The sequence below is a fragment of the Kitasatospora sp. NPDC089509 genome, assembly GCF_044749365.1.
Classification (GTDB): Bacteria; Actinomycetota; Actinomycetes; order Streptomycetales; family Streptomycetaceae; genus Kitasatospora.
Genome location: NZ_JBIVHS010000007.1, coordinates 182,591 through 204,095, shown reverse-complemented (window position 1 = coordinate 204,095; position 21,505 = coordinate 182,591). Strand labels below are relative to the sequence as shown.

The window sequence follows — 21,505 nt, the reverse complement described above, 5'->3', positions numbered from 1 at the left end:
GCGGTGCGGTTGCGCAGAGCTTGCTCCTGTCGTGAGGGTTGGGCAACAGGTCGATTTTTCACTGCTCAATGTGTACAAGCTGATCAGGAAATCCCGCCTTCGGCTGTGCAGAATGTGCTGCCATCGGGCGGTCCTCGCACGAAATCTGCGCAACCCACCGCTACGGGCCGTCGGCCGCCGCCGGGAGGTGCCGCAGGAACCAGCTCCCGGCCAGCTCAGCGGCCTGGTCGAGGGTGCCGGGCTCCTCGAACAGATGGCTCGCGCGCGGCACCACCGCCAGCTCGCTCTCGCCGCCCAGTGCGGTCCGGGCCCGCCGGTTGAGGTCGAGCACCGTGGCGTCCAGCGCACCCACCACGAGCAGCGTCGGCGCGCCCACCCGGCCCAGCACCGCCGGCCCGGCGAGGTCCGGGCGCCCGCCCCGGGAGACCACGGCGCGCACCGTCGCGCCCAGCTCGGCCGCCGTGTACAACGCGGCCGCGGCGCCGGTACTGGCCCCGAACAGGCCGAGCGGCAGTCCGCGCGCCCCCTCGGTGCGGCCCAGCTCCCGGGCGACGGCGGTCAGCCGCGAGCCGAGCAGGGCGACGTCGAACACCTTGCGCCGGTCCGGCTCCTCGGCCTCGGTGAGCAGGTCGAACAGCAGGGTGCCCAGCCCGGACCGGTTCAGGTGGCAGGCGACCTGCCGGTTGCGCGGGCTGTGCCGGCCGCTGCCGCTGCCGTGCGCGAACACCACCACCCCGCGCGCGCCGGGCGGGACGGTCAGCCGGCCGGCCAGCCGGACCCCGGCGACGGGCAGCAGCAGCTCCCGGTCGGTGCCGACGGCCCCGGACTCCGGCGGCGGTTCGCCCCGGGCCTCGGCCAGCAGCCGCAGCACCTCCGCGTCGCCGGTCTGCGCGAAGTCGTCGTAGAACTCGCCGATCGCGAAGAACGGCGACGGCGTGTCGACGCAGACCAGTTCGTCGGCGACCTCGGACAGCCGGTCCGTCCAGTCCGGGGGCGCCACCGGGACGGCCAGCACCACCCTGGCCGCGCCGCGCGCCCGGACGATCCGGCACGCGGCCTTGGCGGTGGAACCGGTGGCGATGCCGTCGTCCACCACGACCACCGTGCGCCCCCGCAGGTCGGCGGCCGGACGGTCGCCCCGGTACCGGCCCGCCCGGCGCTCCAACTCGGTCCGCTCGCGCCGCTCCACCCGCGCCATCTGCTCCTCGCCCACCCCGGCGAGCCGGATCACCTGCTCGTTCAGCACCCGGACGCCGTCCTCGCCGATCGCCCCCATCCCCAGCTCGGGCTGGTACGGCACGCCGAGCTTGCGGATCACGCAGATGTCCAGCGGCGCGCCGAGCGCGGCCGCCACCTCGGCGGCCACCGGCACCCCGCCGCGGGGCAGGGCGACCACCACGGTGTCGGGGCCGCCGAGGTGGCCGAGCCGGGCGGCCAGCCGACGGCCGGCGTCGGTACGGTCGGTGAAGTGGGCTCCGGTGACGTGCATTTCACGGCCTCCGGCTTCCACCGTACGCCGGTCGCGGCGGGGTGGTGCCGGGCGGCTTTCCGGCTGCACGGTGGGGCCTTCCCGCGGCTGGTGGGAGCTTTCCGGGGGGCCGGGCGGCGCCGAGGTGGCGGCCGCGGGCAGCGCGGTGTTCGGCGGCGAGGTGGCCGGGCGGATCACCGCCCTGCTGGCCGGGGCGAAGATGCGCGAGGCCGGGCAGCTCTTCCCCGACCTCACCGCCCGCGAGGCCGAGGTGCTGGACCTGGTCGCGCGCGGCCACGACAACCGGCGGATCGCCCGGGAACTGGTGGTCGCGGAGAAGACCGTCCGCAACCACGTCACCCACATCTTCGAGAAGCTGCACGTGGCCACCTGGGCCGAAGCGGTCGCCCGGGCCCGCGACATGGGCCTCGGCGACGGCTGAGCCGGCCGCCCGCCCGAGGGTGATCCGGGGGTGCCGGTCCGCCGACCGGCACCCCCGGGGTCCTGCTTGCCGTCCCCGGTCCCTACGGCTGCATCTCGTACGAGCCCGAGAGCGCCTCGACCCGGGCCCACAGCTTCGCGGCGCGCTCGGCGTCCGCCACCGGGCGGCGCACGTTGGCCAGCGCCCAGGCGGCCTGCTCCTCGGTGGCGGAGGCCTTGCCGTGCAGCTCGGTCGCGTGGGCGGAGAAGTCGCGGACCAGCGCGTCGAAGATCTGGTCCAGGACGTCCGCGTCCAGACCGGTCAACTCGGCCTGCTCCAGCACCAGCTGGCCGTAGACGATCAGCGCGAACAGCTGGCCGATCTCCAGCAGGAAGTCCAGGTCCGCCTGCTGCTCCTTGCTCGGCGCGTTCTTGAGCAGCAACTCGCAGAAGCCGTCGGCCTGTTCGCGGAAGCGGGCGACGTTCGGCAGCTGCGCGTGCCGGTCGTAGGCGGTGCGCCAGTCGTGGAAGCGGATCGCGCCGAGGCCGCGGGCCGGGCCCTGGCGGAACAGGAAGGCGTCGTCGGCGGCGTCCAGCCGGGTCGGCACCGGCGCGTAATCGGCGGGCGCGAACAGGTAGTTGCCCATGAACTTGAGGATCAGCGCCAGGTTGACGTGGACGGTGCCCTCCAGCTTCGGCAGGCCGCAGATGTCCTTGGCGGCCTTGTCGAAGTAGGTGTCCGCCTCGAAGCCCTTGGCCGCGATGACGTCCCACATCAGGTCGATGACCTTCTCGCCCTCGGTGGTGACCTTCATCTTGGTCATCGGGTTGAACAGCAGGTAGCGGCGGTCCTCGGGGGAAGCGGTGCGGAAGTAGTCCACGGCCCGCGCGCTGAACAGCTTCATCGCCACCAGGCGGGCGTAGGCGTCGGTCAACTCCCGTCGCACGTGCGGGAAGTCGGTGACCTTCCGACCGTAGAGCACCCGGTTCTGGGCGTGCGTGACGGCCTCGTACATCGCGTGCTCGCAGATGCCGACCGAGGCGGTGCACAGGTTGAACTTGCCGACGTTGACGGTGTTCAGCGCGGCGTCGAAGGCGGCCTGCCCGGTGTGCAGCACGTCCTCGGCCCGCACCGGGTAGTCCTCCAGGCGGAACTCGCTGACGTACATCTGGGCGTTCACCACGTTCTTGACCAGGTGGTACGCCTCGTGGCGGCTGTCGGCGGCGAAGAAGACGTAGCCCTCGGGGCCCTCGACGTCGGAGCGGCGGCCGAAGACCGAGACCAGGCCGGCCACGTTGCCGTTGCCGATGTAGTACTTGGGGCCGGTCGCGGTGAAGCCGCCCTCGCCGTCCGGAGTGAGGATCATGTCGGTGGAGTAGATGTCGGCGCCGTGGGTGCGCTCGGACAGGCCGAAGGCCATCACGTGGCCCTCGGCGAGCAGCTTGGCGGCGCGGGCCCGGACGGCCTCGTTCTCGCTCTGCCAGACCGGGCCGAGACCCAGGATGGTGACCTGCCAGGTGTACCAGTAGCCGAGGCCGTAGAAGCCGAGGATCTCGTTCAGCTCGGCGATCCGTGCGGTGTCCCAGCGCTTGTCGGGGTCGGCCGCGGAGGGGGTCAGGAACTCCGCGAACAGGCCCTCCCGGGCGGCGAATTCGAGGAAGTCGCCGTACCAGGCGCGGTCGATGTAGGTGTCGATGAGCGCCTTCTTGCCGCGGGACTCGAACCAGTCGACGGTCGCGCGCAGCAGCCGGCGGGTCGGCTCGTCGAACTGCGCGGGGTCGTAGGTGCGCGGGTTGAAGAGCATCGGGGGCTCCCAGGGGGTCGAGGGTGTGAGGACTCGGCGGTGCGTGGCGTGACGGAGTCCGGCGAGACGGCGAGACGGCGAGGCAGAGAGATGGCGAGGAGGCAGAACGAAGATCGGCGAACAGCTGTCAGGCGACAGCTTTCAGCTAACAGATGTTGAAATCTGTCGGCTGAAATCTGTTCGCCGTCATCCGTTCTCCGTTCCGTCCCGTCTGCCGTCCCCGTCCCCGTCGCCGCCCCCGTGCCGTCCGTCGTCCGCGAGTCGGCGCAGGGTGGCGAGCACGTCGTCCAGCCAGGCGAGGGTCATCCGCTCGAACTCGATCCCGCCGCGCAGCACCACGTGCTGGAGCTCCTGCCGGGTGTCCAGCGCGGCGAGGTCGGGGAAGTCCCGCTGCTCGCCGTGCAGGTAGCGGGTGAGCAGGGCGGCGTGGCTCTCGCGGTGCCGTTCGACCTCGGAGATCAGCGCGGCCGGGTCGTCGAAGGCGGCGGCCCGGATCTTGACCGCGAGCTCGTGCCGTACGGTCTCCGGCTCGACGGGTTCGCGCAGCCATGCGGCCAGTGCGGCCCGCCCCGGGTCGGCGGCCGAGTACACCTTCTTGTCCGGCCGGCCGTCCTGCGCGACCTCCTCGGCGGCGACCCAGCCGTCCGCCTCCATCCGCCGCAGCACCCGGTAGATCTGCTGGTGGGTGGCGGTCCAGAAGCGTCCGATGGAGCGGTCGAAGCGCCGGGCCAGTTCGTACCCGGAGCCCGGTTGCTCCAGCAGCGAGACGAGGATCGCGTGCTCCAGTGCCATGCCCGCATCCTGCTATGCAACGAGTTGCATAGGCAATGGGCCGTCGGAGTGGTGAGACACAGGTCACCGACGTGATCGGATGGTTATCGGTCATTTCGGATGATCAGGTGCAAAACCATGGAGAAGCGCCAGAATGGGTACGGGGCACGCCCCTTCCATGGTCCGAACCACAGGAGGTGGTATCGGTGGCAACACATCTGCCAACGGGCATGGAGCACCACCCGGACATCGTCGAACTCCGGGAACACTACGAGCGGGTCACCTCGACCCCCCGCGCCCAGGGCGTCGAAGCCCTGGCCATTCTGGCCGGCCTCTTCCTGGCGGCATCGCCCTGGATCGTCGGCTTCACCGCGTTCAGCACCCTGACCGTGACCTGCCTGATCGTGGGTCTGGCCTACACCGCCCTGATGGCCGGCTACGGATCGGCCTACGAGCGCACCCACGCCCGGGCCTGGGCCGCAGCCGCGCTCGGCATCTGGACGATCATCTCCCCCTGGGCCGTCTCCGGGTCCGTCGCACAAGGCAAGAACATCGTCACCTGCGTCATCGTCGGTGCCGTGATGTTCCTGCTCGGACTCGCGGCGATCTCGATGGCCACGATCACGGCGAACGGAGCATCGATGAGGCTCGGCCGGGCCGGCCGCGCCAAGGGCTGACCTTCCCCGCAGCCCGCGTCCGGGGCACGGAGGGCACGCGAGTGTCCGCCGCGCCCCGGCGCACATCCGGGTCTCCCCGGACCGGGGCGCGCGCTACGGGTGCGTCATCCGCAGCACGTCCAGCGCCCGGTCCAACTCCTCCTCGGTGAGCGCGCCCCGCTCGACGTACCCGCGCTCCAGCACCACCTGACGGATGGTCTTCCGCTCGGCCAGCGCCTGCTTGGCGACCTTCGCCGCCTCCTCGTACCCGATGTACCGGTTCAGCGGCGTCACCACCGAGGGCGAGGACTCCGCGTACTCGCGGGCCCGTTCGACGTTCGCGGTGATGCCGTCCACCGTCCGGTCCGCCAGCAGCCGGGCGCTGTTGGCGAGCAGCCGCACCGACTCCAGCACGTTCCGGGCGATCACCGGGAGCATCACGTTCAGCTCGAAGTTGCCGCTCGCGCCGGCCAGTGTCACCGTCGCGTCGTTGCCCACCACCTGGGCGGCGACCATCAGCACCACCTCGGGCAGCACCGGGTTCACCTTACCCGGCATGATGGACGAACCCGGCTGCAGGTCCGGCAGGTTGATCTCGCCCAGGCCGGTGCGCGGGCCCGATCCCATCCACCGCAGGTCGTTCGCGATCTTGGTGAACCCGACCGCCACCGTGCGCAGTTGGCCGCTCAGCTCGACCAGCGCGTCCCGCGCGCCCTGCGCCTCGAAGTGGTCACGGGCCTCGGTCAGCGGCAGCCCGGTGGACCGGGCCACCTCCTCGATCACGGCCGCCGGGAAACCGGGCGGGGTGTTGATGCCGGTGCCCACCGCCGTTCCACCGAGAGGCAGTTCGGCCACCCGCGGGAGCGTGGCCAGCAGCCGCTCCCGGCCGTGCCGCACCTGCGCCGCGTAGCCGCCGAACTCCTGGCCGAGGGTGACGGGCGTGGCGTCCATCAGGTGGGTGCGGCCCGACTTGACCACCTGGGCGAACTCGACCGACTTGCGCTCCAGCGCCTCCGCCAGGTGCTCCAGCGCCGGGATCAGGTCGTGGGTGACGGCGGCGGTGGCGGCGATGTGGATCGAGGACGGGAACACGTCGTTGGACGACTGGCTCGCGTTGACCTGGTCGTTCGGGTGGACCGGCCGCCCCAGCCGCTCGCCGGCCAGGGTGGCGATCACCTCGTTGGCGTTCATGTTGGACGAGGTGCCCGAACCGGTCTGGAAGACGTCCACCGGGAACTGTCCGTCCCAGCGGCCCTCCGCGACCTCCTCGGCCGCCGCCGCGATCGCCTCGGCGGTCTCCTCGTCCAGCACCCCGAGGCGGGCGTTCACCCGCGCCGCCGCCGCCTTGACCCGGGCCAGCGCGGCGATGTGCGCGCGCTCCAGCCGCTGGCCGGACACCGGGAAGTTCTCCACCGCCCGCTGTGTCTGCGCCTGCCACTTCGCGTCGGCCGGCACCCGGACCTCGCCCATCGAGTCGTGCTCGATCCGGTACTCCTGCGGCTTCTCCCGCTCGTCACCCATCGTGCGCTGCACCTCCTGTACGGGCCTGATCCGCACCGGCCCGAGCCGGGTACCGGACCGATCGGTCCGGCACCGGCCCGTGCGGTCCCGTTCGGCCCGGTCACGGTTCTTCCGATCACGACAGCTTCGCGCGGGCCCCGGGTATTTCCGCCCGCGGCCGGAGAGCCTGCCGTCAGGGCGTGTCCGACCCGCCCCGACGCGCCGAGGGGGCCGGTCGGGGCAGGTCGAAGCGCAGCAGGGTGCCCGGTTCGGGTCCGAGCTGGGCGACCACCGTGCCGTCCGGTGCCCAGATGCCGGAGCGGCCCGAGGTCTCCGCGAACTCGCCGCTGGCCCCGGCGCTGGTGGACAGCACGCCCCAGACCCGGTGCGCGGTGGCCCGCTCCCGCAGGTGGCCGTCCAGCCGCTCGGCCTGGGCCTCGCCCGGGCCGTACAGGGTGGAGGCGACGTAGGCGTCGATGCCGAGCGCGGCGGTCTCCGCGGCGTGCGTCGGATCGGCGGCGTCGGCGCAGACCGCCAGGCCGAGCCGCAGGCCGTCCAGTTCCAGCACGAAGGGCTTCTCGCCCGGGGCGAAGCGGTCGGACTCGGCGCCGTGCAGGCGCATCTTCCGGTAGACCACGGTGGCGCCCTCGCCGGTGACCGCCAGGGTGGCGACGGACTCGCGCCCGTCGGCCTCCGCGACCGGTGCGCCGACCAGTGCCAGGGCGCCGGTGGCGGCGCAGGCCTCGACCAGCGGGGCGAGCCGGGGGTCCGCGGGGTCGACGGCGGGGGCGGTCAGGTCGTAGCCGGTCAGGGACAGCTCGGGGAACACCACCAGGCGGGTCCCCGCCTCCCGGACGGCCTCGGCGTGCCGTCCGACGTTGACGGCCACGGTGTCCGGACGGCCGGGGGCGGCGCAGACGGGCTGGGCGATGGCGACGGCGACCGTCGACGGCGCGGACGCGGACGCGAGTACGGACGGGGAAGCGGGCGTGGGCGCCGGCGTGGACGGCGGCATGGCGGGGCCTCCGGGCAGGTGGGGGCGGTGGGCAAGATCAACCTATGCATCGGCCGAGGCGCCGGGCAACACTCCCGGAACCCCGGTCCGGCCGGACCGGGGACAGGGCTGGACGGTCATCGGCTGTTCGCGCCATGATCACTCGAACGAGTGAGATCCCGGCCGGATCGCTTCAAACGGTCGTACGGCACTTCGTACGCTCCTGACCGGGTCGGGCGGAACACCGACCGCCCCGGAGCGCCGCGACCGGCCCGGGGAACCGACGCAGGGGGCGGACCGGATGACCACACCACACCACGGCGATCACGCGACCGACGCCGTGACCGACGATATGACAAGCCGCGGCCTGACCAGGCGGCAACTGCTGGGCGCCTCGGCGGCCCTCGGCGGCGCGGCCTGGCTGCTGCGCGGCACCGTCGGCCCGGACAGCGCCGAGGCCGCCACGCCCGCGCCGCCCGGCCTGCCCGCCGGCACCGAGCTCTACCAGCGGGTCTTCCAGAACTGGTCCGGCGAGATCCGCACCGACCAGCTGTGGACCTGCGCCCCGCGTACCCCCGAGGAGGTCCCGGCCCTCGCCGACTGGGCGCACGCCAACGGCTGGCGGCTGCGCGCCACCGGCTACCGGCACACCTGGGCGCCGCTCACCGTCGCCAACGGGACGCCGGACAGCGCCCGCGTCCTGCTGGTGGACACCAACCGCCACCTCACCGCGATCACCGCCGACTCGCCCGGCACCGTCCGGGTGCAGACCGGCGCCAGCATGGAGGCGCTGCTCGCCCACCTGGCCGACCGGGGCCTCGGCCTGACGGCCTGCCCGGCACCGGGCGACCTCACCGTCGGCGGCGTGCTCGCGATCGGCGGCCACGGCACGGCCGCGCCCGCCGCCGGCGAACTGCGCCCGGACGGGCACGGCTACGGCTCGGTCAGCAACCAGGTGGTCCGGCTGACGGCCGTGGTCCTCGACCCGGCCACCGGCCGCTACACCCTGCGCACCTTCGACCGTGCCGAGGCCGACAGCGCCGCCTTCCTGGTGCACCTGGGCCGCGCCTTCCTTACCGAGGTCGTCCTGCGCGCGGGCGCCGACCTCCCGCTGCGCTGTGTCAGCCGGCTGGACATCCCGGCGAGCGACCTGTTCGCCCGCCCCGGGACCGCCACCGGCGGTGGCGGACTGCTCGGCGGACTGCTGGGTGGCGGCGGTGGCCCGCGCACCCTCGCCGACTTCGTCGAGCGGGACGGCCGGGTCGAGGCGATCTGGTTCGCCTACACGGAGTTCCCGTGGCTCAAGACCTGGACCGTCGCCCCGACCAAGCCGCTCGCCTCCAAGGCCGTCGACCAGCCCTACAACTACCCCTTCTCCGACAACATTCCGGAACCGGTCGCCCGGCTGGCCGGCCAAATCGTCTCCGGCGCCTGGGGATCGGCCCCACTGTTCGGCCAACTCCAGTACCTAGTGGCCAAGTTGGGCCTCACCGGTGACCTCACCGACGTCCTGCTCTCCGGCGGACTGCTGCGCGATCTGCTCACCGGCGACCTGATCACCCACCTGCTGGCCGGCGGCCTGCGCTCCGACCTCTGGGGCCCGTCGCGCGCCCTGCTGCAGTACGTCCGGCCCACCACGTTGCGGGTCACCGCCAACGGCTACGCGATCCTCACCAAGCGCGCCGACCTGCAGTGGGTGGTCAGCGAATTCGCCGCCTACTACCGGCAGTTGCTCGCCGACTACCAGGCCCGGGGCGAGTTCCCGGTGAACGGCGCGGTGGAGATCCGGGTCACCGGCCTGGACGACCCGTCCTACTCCGGCGTCCCCGGCGCCCGGCCCCCGCTGCTGTCCGCGCTGCGGCCGCGGGCGGACCGGCCGGAGTGGGACACCGCGGTCTGGCTCGACGTCCTCGCCTTCCCCGGCACGCCCGGACTGGAGCGCTTCGCCCGGGACCTGGAGCAGTGGCTGCTGCGCACCTTCGACGGCACCCGGGCCGGTATGCGGGTCGAGTGGTCCAAGGGCTGGGCCTACACCACCGCCGCGGCGTGGTCCGACCAGGACCTGATCGGCCGGGCCATCCCGGACAGCCTGCGCGCCGGGGGCGGACCGGGCTGGGACGAGGCGGTCGCCGTCCTGGACCGGTACGACCCGCACCGGGTGTTCGGGAACCCCTTCCTGGACGGGCTGTTGAAGTAGCCCGGGCTGGGCGGGGGTGGCGAACAGGTGCCGACTGACAGGCGACAGCTGACAGTCGACGGATAACAGATAACAGCTGACGGCTGACAGATGATGAAATCTGTCAGCCGTCAGCTGTCTGTCGCCGCTCCGTGGTGGCCGTGGTGGCCGTCGCGGCTGCGGTGCGTCAGATGTACTCCATTACGAGCAGGGCGAGGGTCTTGGGGGCGAGGGCCCGGAACACGTGCGGGGCGTCGGCCGGGTAGGTGATGTAGTCGCCCGGGCCGAGCTCCACCGGGGCCTCGGTCGGGCCGACCAGAGCCCGGCCGGAGCCGATCACGACGTGCTCGACGGTCCCGGGCATGTGCGGGTCCGAGGCCCTGGCCTCGCCGGGCTCGGCCTCGATCCGGTAGATGTCGCGCCGCGCGTTCGGCGGGCAGGAGGCGAGCACGGTGGCCGCGTAGTCGGCCTGCTCGGAGTGGGTCACCGGGCCCTCCCCGGCGCGAAGCACCTTGACGGTCGGGCGCGGTGGGTCGACCAGCCGGCTGAAGGGCACGTTCAGCGCGACTCCGAGGGCCCAGAGCGTCTCCACACTGGGGTTGCCCGCGCCCGACTCCAGCTGCGAGAGCGTGGACTTGGCGATGCCCGCGCGCCGGGCCAGCTCGGTCATCGACAGTCCGCTGCGCTCGCGTTCGCGCCGGATGGACGCGGAGATCTGCCCGATCAGCTCCGTGCCGGTGCCGTTCGCGCCCTCGGTCCGAGGAGTCCCGTCACTCATGCTCGCCACTCACGTTTTCTCCAGGCTCCTTCGGTCGACTTCCCGCTGGTGGTGCCGTTCATGCTGCCACGGCCGCCTCGGGGGGAGTCCGGATGCCGGTCGGTGGTGTTCGGTATACCGGTCTTCCTGTTCGCCTTGACGAACCCCGGGTGCCGGGTTCACTCTGATGGACATGCGTTCGCTACTCCGAACACTCGAACATGCCACCCTTCGCGACATCGCCCTGGTCTCCCTCGCCGACGCGCTGGTCGGCGCCTCCTTCGGCGCGATCAGCGTCTCCGGCGGTCTGCCGCTCTGGGTGCCGACGGCCCTCTCCGTCCTGGTCTTCGCCGGCGGCTCGCAGTTCGCGGCCGTCGGTGTGGTGCTGTCCGGCGGCGGCGCGCTCGCGGCCGTCGCCACCGGACTGGTGCTCAACGCCCGCCTGCTGCCGTTCGGCTTCGCCGTCGCCGACGTGCTCCAAGGCCCCTGGTGGAAAAGGCTGTTCGGGGCGCAGCTGCTCACCGACGAGAGCGCGGCCTTCGTGCTGCGGCAGCACGAACCGCGGCGGCGCCGGGCGGCGTTCTGGGTCTGCGGGATCTCGCTGTTCGTGGTGTGGAACATGGCGGTGCTGCTCGGGGGTCTCGCGGGCGGGCTGATCGGGAATACCGATGCGCTCGGCCTGGACGCGGCCTTCCCCGCCGTCCTGCTGGCGCTGGTCCTGCCGTCGCTCGCGGACCGCGGGACCCGTACGGCGGCGGTGGTGGGTGCGGTGGTGGCCGTCGCGGCCACGCCGTTCGTGCCGGCCGGGCTGCCGGTGCTGCTCGCCCTGGTTGGGCTGCTGTTCGCCGGGCGGCCGGGGGTGCGGGCCGACGCGGAGGCCGCACCGGGGGAGCCGGAGCTCGCCGCAGCGGCCGTGAAGGAGGACGTCCGATGATGCCGCTCTACGCCGTCCTGCTGCTGGCCGCCGGGACGTACGCCTATCGGGTGGTCGGCCCGCTGCTCGGGCACCGGCTCGTGCTCTCGGAGCGGCTGCGGCACCTGCTGGCCGTCGCGGCGGCGGTGCTGCTGGTCGCACTGGTGGCGACCGGTGCGCTGACCCAGGGGCACGGTTTCGCCGGGTGGGCCCGTCCGGCGGGTGTGCTGGTCGCGGGCGTGCTCGCCTGGCGCCGTGCACCGTTCCCGGTGGTGGTCGTGGCCGGCGCGGCAACGGCGGCGGTGCTGCGGCTGTGCGGAGTCGGGTGAGGGTGGGCGGCTGACCGCGGGAGGCGGGCGGTGAGCAGGGGGCGGCGAACGGCGGGCGGCGAACAGCGAACAACAAACAGCGAACAACAAACAGCGAACAACGTTCAGCGAACAGATAACAGATGTCGACAGCTGTTATCTGTTCGCTGAACGTTGTCAGCCGTCAGCCGTCAGCCGTCACCAGCCGGCCCGCTCTCCTCGGCCGTCAACCGCTCCGCCTGCACCTCCGGCCGCTTGCTGTCCCACAGCATCTCCCACACCTTGAACACGCAGTGGTAGTCGCGCATGCTCCCCTGCGAGATCAGCAGGAAGCTGTCGCCGTCCCGCAGCAGCGTCTGCCGCCGGCTGCCCATCGGGTGCTCCGGGGTGTACGTCGGCACGATCCGCCGCAGCTCCTCGACCGCCTCCTCCCGGGTGCCCTCGACCTCGCCGAGCACCTTGCTGCCCCAGGTCCGGTCCCGCCCGATGCCCACCGTCTCCTCGACGACCAGCGCCCAACGCGCCATGCTCCGCCTCCCGTTCCCCGTTTCCCGTTCGCCGTGTCCCGTCCGGGCCGCACCCGACGGTCCCAGCCGTCCCGTCAACGCACCAGCGACTTGAAGAAGATCGTGGTCGGGTGCGCCCGGCCGTGCGGGTCGGTCGCGTAGTCCGGCACCGAGCCGACCCTGCTCCACCCGGCCGCCTGGTACATCCGCTCGGCCGGGCTGTCCGTCTCGGTGTCCAGCACCAGCAGCCGGATCCCCGACTCCGCCGCCCGCTCCTCCAGCGCCGCCAACAGCCGCCCGGCCAGCCGGTGTCCGCGGTCCGCCGGGTGCACCATCAGCTTGGCCACCTCGCCGCGGTGCCGGCCGTTGGCCGTCGTCGCCGGTCGCAGCTGCACCGTCCCGGCGAGCCGCCCGTCGGCCGCCGCCCGGGCGGTCCACAGCACCAGCCGTCCGGCCGCGACCTCGGGCACGAGCGCCCGCCACCACGCCGTGGACTCGCCCGGCTCCAGCGGGGCGAGGAACCCGATCGAGGCGCCACCGTTGACGGTCTCCGACAGCAGTCCGGCGAAGTCCTCGACCGAGCCGTCCAACTCCTCGGCCGTCACCTGCTCGACCACGTACATCGCGCTGGACATGTCGTCTTCCTCACTCGCTCCCGTCGGCCCGAGGCCGGGCGGGTTGCGGAATACTCGCCGGTGTCCCGCCGAGACTACAAGGAGCCTCCATGTCGAAGCCGACCCGGATCGATCCGTCCGACCTGCTCGCGGTCGGCGATCTGCTCTCCGACGAGGAGCGGCTGATCCGCGACACCGTCCGCCGGTTCACCGAGGAGCGGATCCGCCCGCACATCGGCGACTGGTTCGAGCGCGGGGTCTTCCCGGTCCGTGAACTCGCCCCCGAACTCGGTGCCCTCGGCGTGCTCGGCATGCACCTCGACGGTTACGGCTGCGCGGGCGCCGACGCGGTGGCGTACGGGGTCGCCTGCATGGAGCTGGAGGCGGCCGACTCCGGGCTGCGCAGCTTCGTCTCGGTCCAGGGCTCGCTGGCGATGCGCTCGATCCACGCCTTCGGCTCCGAGGAGCAGAAGCAGCGTTGGCTGCCCGGCATGGCGGCCGGTGAGCTGATCGGCTGCTTCGGCCTGACCGAGCCCGACTTCGGCTCGGACCCGGCGAACATGCGCACCCGCGCCGTGCGGAAGGGCGGTGAGGGCGGTGACTGGGTGCTGTCCGGCAGCAAGATGTGGATCACCAACGGCAGCATCTCGGACGTCGCCGTGGTGTGGGCGCAGACCGAGGAGGGCGTGCGCGGCTTCCTGGTCGAGCGCGGCACCCGCGGCCTGACCGCGACCGACGTGCACGGCAAGCTCTCCCTGCGGGCCTCCGTCACCAGCGAGTTGGCCTTCGACGAGGTGGTGCTGCCGGCCGACGCCGTACTGCCCGGCGTGACCGGCCTGCGCGGGCCGCTCTCCTCCCTCAACGAGGCGCGCTACGGCATCCTCTGGGGCACCGTCGGAGCCGCCCGCGACTGCTACACCGCCGCCCTCGACTACGCGAAGAGCCGGATCCAGTTCGACCGCCCGATCGCCGGATTCCAGCTCACCCAGCAGAAGTTGGTCGAGATGATGCTGGAGGTCGAGAAGGCCTACCTGGTGGCCCTGCGGATCGGCCGACTCAAGGAGGAGGGCGCGGCCCGCCCGCCGCACATCAGTTTCGGCAAGCTCAACAACGTCCGCACCGCGCTGGAGATCGCCCGCAGTGCCCGGACCGTGCTGGGCGCCAACGGCATCACCACCGAGTACCCGGTGCTGCGGCACGCCAACAACCTGGAGTCGGTGCTGACCTACGAGGGCACCAGTGAGATCCACACCCTGGTCCTCGGCGAGGCCATCACCGGCGAGTCAGCCTACCGCTGACGGGGGGCTCCGGCTCCCTCCCGGCCCGCGAAATCGGTGGCCGGGCCCGTCCCGGCCCGGCTACCGTCCCCGCCATGACCAGTCAGTCCGTCCAGTCCGTTCGCAGTCCCTCGACCACCACCCTCTGGCGCCCCACCGGCCCGCAGGAGTTGGCCCTGGTCGAGGCCGCCGACTGGCGCGCCTGGCCGCCCCGACTGCCGGAGCAGCCGATCTTCTACCCCGTCCTGAACGAGGACTACGCGATCCGGATCGCCCGGGACTGGAACGTGCCCGCCTCCGGCGTCGGCTACGTCACCCGCTTCGAGGTCGGGACGGACTTCCTCGCCCGCTACCCGGTGCAGCAGGCGGGTGGCCGGACGATCCTGGAACTGTGGGTCCCCGCTGAGGAGTTGGCCGAGTTCAACCGGCACATCGTCGGCCGCATCGAGGTCGTCCACGAGTTCCGGCCGCAGCCGTGACGGCCCGCCCCGCGCCCGTCCTGCTCACCTCCGCCCAGGCGACCAGCACCACCGCCCTGCTCACCGCCGCCGCTGCCCGTCGGTGCCTGGCCACCGCCGTCCTGGACGGCCCGGATCCGGTCGAGCGGTTCGCCGGGCGCCCCGTCCACTGGTACGGCGGGCCGCTCGTCGCCGCCCGGATCGCGGCGCCGCTCGGGCTGGCCCTGCTCGAACCCGAGGACGACTGGCTGGCCCGCCTCCCCGAGGAGTTCACCCGTCGCCGGATCGAACTGACCACCCTCGCCGAGGCCTGGACGCTGCGCCGTCCGGCCTTCGTCAAGCCGCCCGCCGACAAGTCCGTGCCGCCCGCGGTCTACCCGGACGGCTCCCGGCTGCCCCGCACCGGCGAGCGGATCGGCCCGGACACCCCGGTCCTGGTGAGCGAGCCGGTGACCTTCAGCACCGAGTACCGGCTGTTCGTGCGCGACGGCGAGGTGCTCACCGGCAGCCGCTACGCCCGTTTCGGCCGGCTCGATCCGGGGCCGCTCACCGACGGGGCCACCGCCTTCGCCCGCCGACTCCTGGATGCGGTCGGGGAGACCCTGCCCAGCGCCGTCGCCCTGGACGTCGGCCCGATCTCGGACCCGTACGACCCGGTCGAGCACTGGGCCGTGGTCGAGGCCAACCTGCCCTGGTTCGCCCACTGCTACGCCGCCGACCCGGACCGGGTGCTGGACGTCGTGCTGCGCGCGGCCGGGCCGGTCGCCGACCTGGCCGGGTCCGACCGCCGCTTCGTCCGGCGCTTCGTCCGGCCGCCCGGCTGACGACGGCCGCCCTGCGGGTGCCCGGCCGCCGCCCGCGTAGGGTCGGCTGCCCGACACCTCACGGACACCCGCCGTTCGGCGTCCCGACGCCGCGCGGTCCGGCGGGCCGTGAAGCATGGCGCGGTCGGCGGCGCCCTCGGCGGGCGCGGCCGGGTGTGCACGACCGAAAGGAAGCTCCACCATGTCCGCAGCCCAGTGGCCCCGCCCCCGCGTCCTCGTGGTCGGGATCGACGGAGTCCGCCACGACTACCTCGCGCAGGTGCCGATGCCGCGCCTCCAGGAGGTCGCCGAGGCCGGGTTCCTGGTGCCGGTCACCGTCGCGGACTCCACGCCCACCATGTCCGGACCGTGCTGGGCCACCATCGTGACCGGCGTCGAGCCCGCCAAGCACGGTGTCTGGGGCAACCACCTGGGCGGCAACCGGCTGGACGTCTTCCCCGACTTCGCCACCCGCCTCAACCGCGGCGACCGCCGCCGCACCTTCGTCGCGGCCGGCTGGGACCCGCTGATGATCAACGAGGCCGGCGGCCCGCTGTTCCGCGCCCCCGGCCGGCTCTCCTACATCGCCCCGGCCGAGGACACCCCCGAGGCCTGGGAGACCGTCGACGAGGAGGTTACCCGGGAGGCCGTCCACGTCCTCGCCACGGCCGACCCCGAGGCCTCCTTCGTCTACCTCGGCGCGGTGGACGAGACCGCCCACTTCCTCGGCTGCGGCGAGGAGTACCGCGCCGCCATGCGGACCGCGGACGAGCGCCTCGGCCGCCTGCTCGACGCCGTCCGCGGCCGGGCCATGTACGCCGAGGAGCAGTGGACCGTCATCGTGGTGACCGACCACGGGCACGTCGACGCCGGCGGCCACGGCGGCCGTACGGTCGAGGAGCGGACCGCCTGGGTCGCCTGCGCCGGGCACGACATCCCGGCCGGCCCGCCCACCGGGGAGATCCGCCACCCCGACGTCGCCGCCCAGGTGTACGCCTCGCTGCTGCGCCCGATCGACCCGCACTGGACCCTGGACGGCCGCCCCTTCCCGGTCGCCCGGCCGGTCCCCGCCGCCGTCTGAGTCGCGCAGCCGTCCGAACCCCGTACGCGGCCACGGGCGTGCCACCCCGCACCGCCCGTTCCGGCCGCGGCCGGGTCCGGGCCGGTGCCCCGGGTGCAGCAGGCCGGGCTGCGGTGGAGTCCCGCGTGAGTCAGGCTCGATCGGGGCCCGGGATGCATCCGGACCCGGACCCGGACCCGGATCGGGCCCGGCAGCCCGAGCGTCGGAACGGCCCGTACTCGGGGGTCGGGCCCACGGACATACGCCTGAAGGTGGAGACGGTACCCCGTGGGTTGGATGCAAGATCGCGACCTCGTGGTGACGCTCCGGCAGGTCGGCCCGGGCCACCATGGATACACCCGGCCGGCGGAGTGCTCAGCCCGGACGGGTGACGGACGGCCCGGCGACGGTGCCGTCCGGACCGGACGCATCGGATCCACCGGACGCCCCGGACGCACCGGGCACAGCGGCAACGGACACGGAGAGGGCAGCCAGGCATGAAGGGCATCGTGAGCAAGGTCGCGCTGGGAGTCGCGGGCACCGGCATGGCCGTCGCCGTGGGCGCCGTGGCCATCGGCCCCCGGGTGTCCGAGTGGTACGACGGGCGCCACCAGGAGCAGGTCTCGTACGAGAGCGGTACCCAGGCCAAGGCCGACCGCCGCTCGATGCCCACCTGGCTGCCCGACAACGCCTCCTCGGTCAAGTACCTGATGTCCACCACGGGCGACGACCGACTGCTGCGGGCGACGCTGCCCGAGGGTCGGCTGCCCGTCGGCTGCAGCACCGGGCTGCCGGGCAAGGGCCCGCACCCGGTGCCGGTCTCGCTCAAGGCGGGCTGGTTCCCGGAGGGCATCGCGGCCAAGGCCGTCGGCACCTGTGGGCACTACAATGTGACGCTCACCGGCAACCAGCTCTACGCGTGGCAGGACGGCGCGACGATGCAGGCGGCCCTCCGGGCCGAGCACGTCGCCAAGCACTGAGGGTGCTGACCGGGCGCTGATCCCGGATCAGCCGTCCTGACCAGGGAACGAACGGCCCGCCGGGCACCGGAAGGTGCGGGCGGGCCGTCGTCGTGCGCGTGCTGTGGATCGGCCGGTGGGCGGATCCGTCCCGGGAGCACCCCTGGTGTCCAGGCACCTGCCGGGCTGCGATAGGACGGATTGCGAACGAACACCTGTCACCGCGTCCGTTAGGAGAGCCATGCCCGGCCCGACCGTCGGTCCCACCGACGACACGTCGACCGCTCCCGTCCCCGCCCAAGCCTCCGCCCCGGTGACTGCTGCCCCAGCGACCGGTTCCCCAGCGACCGGTGCTGCGGAGGCCGCCGGCCCGACCGGCCCCGGCCGGGCCACGATCGCCGTTCTCGGCGGCCTCACCGCGCTCGGCCCGCTCACCACCGACCTCTACCTCCCCGGCCTGCCGGCGATCGCCCAGGACCTGGCGGCCGAGCCGGCCGCCGTCCAGCTCACCCTGACCTTCTCGATGTTCGGGGTCGCGGCCGGGCAGCTGCTGTTCGGGCCGCTCAGCGACCGCTTCGGGCGCCGCCCGCCGCTGCTCGCCGGGCTGGTCGTCTACACCCTCTCCAGCGTGGTGTGCGTGGTCGCGCCGAACCTGACGGTGCTCATCGCGGCCCGCTTCGTCCAGGGCGTGGCCGGGTCGGCGGGACTGGTCATCGGTCGGGCCGTCGCCCGGGACCGCTTCCAGGGCGTGGCGATGCTGCGCTTCCTCGCCTCGATCGCGCTGATATCCGGGCTGGCGCCGATCCTCGCGCCGATCATCGGGGCACAGCTGATGCGGTTCACCTCCTGGCGCGGCACCTTCGGGGCGCTCACGGCGCTCGGACTGCTGCTCGCGCTGGCCGCGTTCGGGGCGCTGCGCGAGAGCCTGCCGCCGCAGGCCCGGAACGGCGGCGGGGTGGGTACGGCGCTGCGCACGATGGGCCGGCTACTGCGGCACCTGCCGTTCCTGGGGCTGGCGCTCACCAGTTCGCTGGCCTTCGGCTCGCTGTTCGGGTACATCAGCGGGTCGTCGACGGTGCTCCAGCACGTGTACCAGGTGTCGCCGCAGACCTACAGCCTGCTGTTCGGGCTGAACTCGCTGTCGATCGTGGTGATGACCCAGTTGAACGGGCGGGTGCTGGCGCCGCGTTTCGCGGCGCGGTCGCTGATGCTGGCCGGGCTCGTGGCGGCGGTCGTGGCGGGAGTGGCGCTGGTGCTGCTGACGACGGTGTGGGACTTCGGGCTGGCCGGGTTCTGTCCGCCGCTGTTCGTGCTGATGGGCAGCCTGGGGGTGGTGCTGCCGAACACGGCGGCGCAGGCGCTGAGCCTGGTCGAGCCCCAGCAGGCGGGGACCGCCTCGGCACTGCTGGGGACGGGAAACTTCCTGTGCGGCGCGGTGGTCGCACCGCTGAGCAGCCTCGGCGGACGGCCGTCGGCCACGCTGTTGGCGGTGGTGGTCCTGGGGTGCGGGCTGCTGGCGCTGGCGGCGTACGTGACGCTGTGTCGGCCGGGGCGGCTGCGCGAGGCGGCGGCCGGCAGCTGACGACTGACAGCTGACAGCTGACAGCTGACAAGCGACGGCAAACAGATAACAGCTGACAGATGATGAAATCTGTCAGCTGTTATCTGTTGTCTGACTTCTGTTACCTGTTACCTGTCACTTGTTACCTGCTACCCGTCGCCTGTCAGGCGATCGAGAAGTCGTCCCCGTACACGCTGCCCTGCCCGTACCAGCCGTGCAGGTACACCGTGACGGTGCCGGAGGCGCCGGTGGTGAAGGGGACGGACAGCTTGGTCCAGCCCGAGGAGTTGGTCCAGGTGCTGGCGGTGGCGCCGCCGCTGACACCCAGGTAGGCGTAGTTGCCCTGCACCCAACCGCTCAGCGTGTAGCTGGTGTTGGGCTTCAGCGTCACGGTCTGCGTGCAGTCGCCGGTCTGGCTCGCGGAGGCCGCGGCCTGCAGTGCGTACGAGCCGGAGTGGACCGGCGTGGTGACGATGCCGCCGCCGCTCTGGCAGGTCCACGGGGCCAGGTTGCCGGTCTCCAGGTCGCCGTTGACCAGGCCGGTCGACGGGGCGGAGCCGGTGACGGTCAGTGCGTAGGTCGCGGTGTGGGTGCCGGACGGCGCGGTGGCGGTCACGGTCAACGGGTAGGTGCCCGCAGCGGCGGCCGCGTTGGTGGTGATGTTCAGGGTGGCGCCGTTGCCGGCGGTGACGCTGCCGGGGGTGACGGTGGCGGTGACGCCGGTCGGGGCGCCGCTGACGCTGAGGTTGACGCTCTGGGCCGAGCCGGCCGTGACCGCCGTGGCGACGGCCGCCGAGGCGGACGAACCGGCCGCCACGGTGCCCGAGTTCGGGTTCACCGCGACCGAGAAGTCATTGCCCGGCTGGTTGCCCGTGACGTTCAGGGTGAAGACCCCGGTGTGGCTGCCGGAGGCCGCGCTGCCGGTGACCGTGAGCGGGTAACTCCCGGGCGCCACCGAGGAGGTGGTGCTGATGTTCAGGGTGGCGCCGTTGCCGGCGGTGACGCTGCCGGGGGTGACGGTGGCGGTGACGCCGGTCGGGGCGCCGCTGACGCTGAGGTTGACGCTCTGCGCCGAGCCGGCCGTGACCGCCGTGGCGACGGCCGCCGAGGTCGACGAACCGGCCGCCACGGTGGCCGAGTTGGGGTTCACCGCGACCGAGAAGTCGTTGGTCACCGTCGAGCCGCTGGTGAACGGGGCGAAGACGTGGGTGAAGTCCCAGGTGTTCTGCGCGATGCCGGAGCAGGAGTCGTCCCCGCCCTTGCCCACGCAGCCGCCGTTGTCGCGCTGGAGCGCCCAGAAGGACAGCGTGCTGATGCCCTTCGACACCGCCCAGTTGTAGACGGTGGTGGCGTTGGCGACGGTGAAGGTCTCGGCCGCGCCGTAGTCGTCGATGCCGGGCATCTCGATGATCCCGATCGAACCCCACAGCTGCGCCGGGGACTTGCCCGGGTAGAGCCCGGCGAGCTGGTTGTACAGGCCCTGCGCCGAGGTCTGGGTGTCGGCCGCCATGTCGTGGGTGGCGCCGTCGTAGTAGTCGAAGGTCATCATGTTGACGACGTCGACCCGCGCGTTGTTGCTGACCGCGTTCCGCAGCACCGCGAGGCCGCTGTCGGCCAGCCCGCTGGTGGTCGTCGGCAGGGTGTAGGAGAACTGGACGTTGCGCCCGTTGCCGGCCGCCCAGTCCTGCACGACCTTGATCGCCTTGTTGCGGCGGTCGATGCCGGCCGTGTTGGTCAGCGAGTTGTCCTCGATGTCGAGGTCGATCCGGCTGATGTCGTAGGTGGTGATCAGGTTCTCGTAGGCGGCCGCGATCTGGTTGACGTCGGTGCAGCTGTCGGCCAGTTCGGTGCCGGTGTTGTCGGCGGTGTAGCCGCCGAAGGAGGGGATCACGTCCCCGCCGTTGGCGCGGATGGTGGTGATGTCGGAGCCGAAGGTCGAGGAGGAGACCGGCTTCGAGGTGTCGCCGTTCCAGTACGGGGTGCAGGACCCCTTGGTGGCGGCCTGGAGGAAGGCCATCGTCAGGTACTTGGCGCCGGACTGCGCGGCCAGGGTGGCGGGGCTCTGGCCGGTCCAGGACTCGAAGTAGGGCGCGAAGACCCGGCTGGGGAGCGGGGTGGCGGCCTGGGCGGAGCCCGTCCCGGCGGCGACCAGTCCGGCCGAGGCGGCCAGCGTGGCGCAGGCCGTCAAAGCGGCCTGGACGGTTCTGCGAAGACGCATGGATTCTTCTCCAACAGACGTGGTGGGGCAGGACGTTGGGGAGGAGCAGGGCCGGGGCGCCGAGGGCCGTGTGGGGTCGGCCGCGTGGGCACCCGGTCCGGAGTGTGCGGTGCGGACGCCTTCCGTGCGGACACGTTCGGCGGGAGCACCTTCGGTGCCGACGCGTTCCGTGCGGACACGTTCGGTGCGGACACAGGGGCGTGCGGAACCCACCGACTCCCGCGTGGAGGCGGGTGACGGTGCGAACGTGCGCACGCCGAACGGAGCGGGGGTGGAGCGGG

Annotated in this window: 20 protein-coding genes; 11 read left to right on the top strand and 9 right to left on the bottom strand. The window is 72.7% G+C overall.

Annotation, left to right across the window (positions count from 1 at the left end; all coding sequences use genetic code 11):
• Positions 1-160: 160 nt before the first annotated feature.
• Positions 161-1,489: a phosphoribosyltransferase family protein gene (locus tag ACIP4P_RS17630; RefSeq protein WP_400919327.1), complete on the bottom strand. Its 1,329-nt coding sequence runs from the start codon at positions 1,487-1,489 to the stop codon at positions 161-163.
• 70 nt (positions 1,490-1,559) lie between these two features.
• On the opposite strand from ACIP4P_RS17630, the gene ACIP4P_RS17625 reads away from it, so the two are divergent.
• Positions 1,560-1,910, top strand: coding sequence for a response regulator transcription factor (locus tag ACIP4P_RS17625; protein ID WP_400919325.1), 351 nt, complete (start codon positions 1,560-1,562; stop codon positions 1,908-1,910).
• Between the two features lie 82 nt (positions 1,911-1,992).
• Here ACIP4P_RS17625 and ACIP4P_RS17620 read toward each other — a convergent pair whose 3' ends face one another.
• Positions 1,993-3,693 (bottom strand): acyl-CoA dehydrogenase family protein, encoded by a 1,701-nt coding sequence (locus tag ACIP4P_RS17620; protein WP_400919322.1) that lies wholly within the window; start codon positions 3,691-3,693, stop codon positions 1,993-1,995.
• A 186-nt stretch (positions 3,694-3,879) separates the two neighbouring features.
• Positions 3,880-4,485 (bottom strand): PadR family transcriptional regulator, encoded by a 606-nt coding sequence (locus tag ACIP4P_RS17615; RefSeq protein WP_400919319.1) that lies wholly within the window; start codon positions 4,483-4,485, stop codon positions 3,880-3,882.
• 185 nt (positions 4,486-4,670) lie between these two features.
• Between ACIP4P_RS17615 and ACIP4P_RS17610 the strand changes: the two genes are divergently transcribed.
• On the top strand, positions 4,671-5,141 hold the full coding sequence (locus ACIP4P_RS17610; RefSeq protein ID WP_400919316.1) for an SPW repeat protein: 471 nt from the start codon (positions 4,671-4,673) through the stop codon (positions 5,139-5,141).
• 93 nt (positions 5,142-5,234) lie between these two features.
• Here ACIP4P_RS17610 and ACIP4P_RS17605 read toward each other — a convergent pair whose 3' ends face one another.
• Positions 5,235-6,641: a class II fumarate hydratase gene (locus ACIP4P_RS17605; RefSeq protein ID WP_400919313.1), complete on the bottom strand. Its 1,407-nt coding sequence runs from the start codon at positions 6,639-6,641 to the stop codon at positions 5,235-5,237.
• A gap of 172 nt (positions 6,642-6,813) precedes the next feature.
• Entirely contained in the window at positions 6,814-7,635 is an 822-nt protein-coding gene (locus tag ACIP4P_RS17600) for a carbon-nitrogen hydrolase family protein (protein WP_400919310.1), read from the bottom strand.
• A 331-nt stretch (positions 7,636-7,966) separates the two neighbouring features.
• On the opposite strand from ACIP4P_RS17600, the gene ACIP4P_RS17595 reads away from it, so the two are divergent.
• Positions 7,967-9,811, top strand: a complete 1,845-nt coding sequence (locus tag ACIP4P_RS17595) for a cholesterol oxidase substrate-binding domain-containing protein (RefSeq protein ID WP_400919307.1) — start codon at positions 7,967-7,969, stop codon at positions 9,809-9,811.
• A 166-nt stretch (positions 9,812-9,977) separates the two neighbouring features.
• Here the strand turns inward: ACIP4P_RS17595 and ACIP4P_RS17590 are convergent, their stop codons facing one another.
• Positions 9,978-10,568: a helix-turn-helix domain-containing protein gene (locus ACIP4P_RS17590; protein ID WP_400919793.1), complete on the bottom strand. Its 591-nt coding sequence runs from the start codon at positions 10,566-10,568 to the stop codon at positions 9,978-9,980.
• Between the two features lie 172 nt (positions 10,569-10,740).
• Here ACIP4P_RS17590 and ACIP4P_RS17585 point away from each other — a divergent pair, with 172 nt between their 5' ends.
• Together ACIP4P_RS17585 and ACIP4P_RS17580 are read left to right on the top strand one after the other, a co-directional pair.
• A complete protein-coding gene (locus ACIP4P_RS17585) occupies positions 10,741-11,481 on the top strand; it encodes an AzlC family ABC transporter permease (RefSeq protein ID WP_400919304.1) in 741 nt (246 codons plus the stop codon).
• A complete protein-coding gene (locus ACIP4P_RS17580; protein WP_400919791.1) occupies positions 11,481-11,789 on the top strand; it encodes an AzlD domain-containing protein in 309 nt (102 codons plus the stop codon). Before ACIP4P_RS17585 ends, ACIP4P_RS17580 begins: the two co-directional genes overlap by 1 nt.
• A gap of 170 nt (positions 11,790-11,959) precedes the next feature.
• Here the strand turns inward: ACIP4P_RS17580 and ACIP4P_RS17575 are convergent, their stop codons facing one another.
• A complete protein-coding gene (locus tag ACIP4P_RS17575) occupies positions 11,960-12,295 on the bottom strand; it encodes a hypothetical protein (RefSeq protein ID WP_400919301.1) in 336 nt (111 codons plus the stop codon).
• Between the two features lie 74 nt (positions 12,296-12,369).
• The gene (locus ACIP4P_RS17570) at positions 12,370-12,909 is read right to left on the bottom strand and encodes a GNAT family N-acetyltransferase (protein ID WP_400919298.1); all 540 of its coding nucleotides are present in this window, start codon (positions 12,907-12,909) and stop codon (positions 12,370-12,372) included.
• Between the two features lie 89 nt (positions 12,910-12,998).
• Between ACIP4P_RS17570 and ACIP4P_RS17565 the strand changes: the two genes are divergently transcribed.
• The 6 genes from ACIP4P_RS17565 (at position 12,999) to ACIP4P_RS17540 (ending at position 19,027) form a co-directional block, all read left to right on the top strand.
• Positions 12,999-14,186, top strand: coding sequence for an acyl-CoA dehydrogenase family protein (locus tag ACIP4P_RS17565; protein ID WP_400919295.1), 1,188 nt, complete (start codon positions 12,999-13,001; stop codon positions 14,184-14,186).
• A 74-nt stretch (positions 14,187-14,260) separates the two neighbouring features.
• Positions 14,261-14,644, top strand: a complete 384-nt coding sequence (locus ACIP4P_RS17560; protein ID WP_400919292.1) for an ADP-ribosylation/crystallin J1 — start codon at positions 14,261-14,263, stop codon at positions 14,642-14,644.
• Complete coding sequence (locus ACIP4P_RS17555; RefSeq protein WP_400919289.1) at positions 14,641-15,447, top strand: ATP-grasp domain-containing protein; 807 nt, start codon at positions 14,641-14,643, stop codon at positions 15,445-15,447. Before ACIP4P_RS17560 ends, ACIP4P_RS17555 begins: the two co-directional genes overlap by 4 nt.
• 181 nt (positions 15,448-15,628) lie before the next feature.
• The gene (locus ACIP4P_RS17550; RefSeq protein ID WP_400919286.1) at positions 15,629-16,507 is read left to right on the top strand and encodes an alkaline phosphatase family protein; all 879 of its coding nucleotides are present in this window, start codon (positions 15,629-15,631) and stop codon (positions 16,505-16,507) included.
• A gap of 476 nt (positions 16,508-16,983) precedes the next feature.
• Positions 16,984-17,466 carry a hypothetical protein gene (locus tag ACIP4P_RS17545; protein WP_400919284.1) on the top strand — a complete coding sequence of 161 codons (483 nt, stop codon included), beginning with the start codon at positions 16,984-16,986 and terminating at the stop codon, positions 17,464-17,466.
• Positions 17,467-17,758: 292 nt separating this feature from the next.
• Positions 17,759-19,027 carry a multidrug effflux MFS transporter gene (locus ACIP4P_RS17540; RefSeq protein WP_400919281.1) on the top strand — a complete coding sequence of 423 codons (1,269 nt, stop codon included), beginning with the start codon at positions 17,759-17,761 and terminating at the stop codon, positions 19,025-19,027.
• Positions 19,028-19,169: 142 nt separating this feature from the next.
• Here the strand turns inward: ACIP4P_RS17540 and ACIP4P_RS17535 are convergent, their stop codons facing one another.
• Positions 19,170-21,224 carry a glycosyl hydrolase family 18 protein gene (locus tag ACIP4P_RS17535; protein WP_400919278.1) on the bottom strand — a complete coding sequence of 685 codons (2,055 nt, stop codon included), beginning with the start codon at positions 21,222-21,224 and terminating at the stop codon, positions 19,170-19,172.
• Positions 21,225-21,505 lie beyond the last annotated feature (281 nt).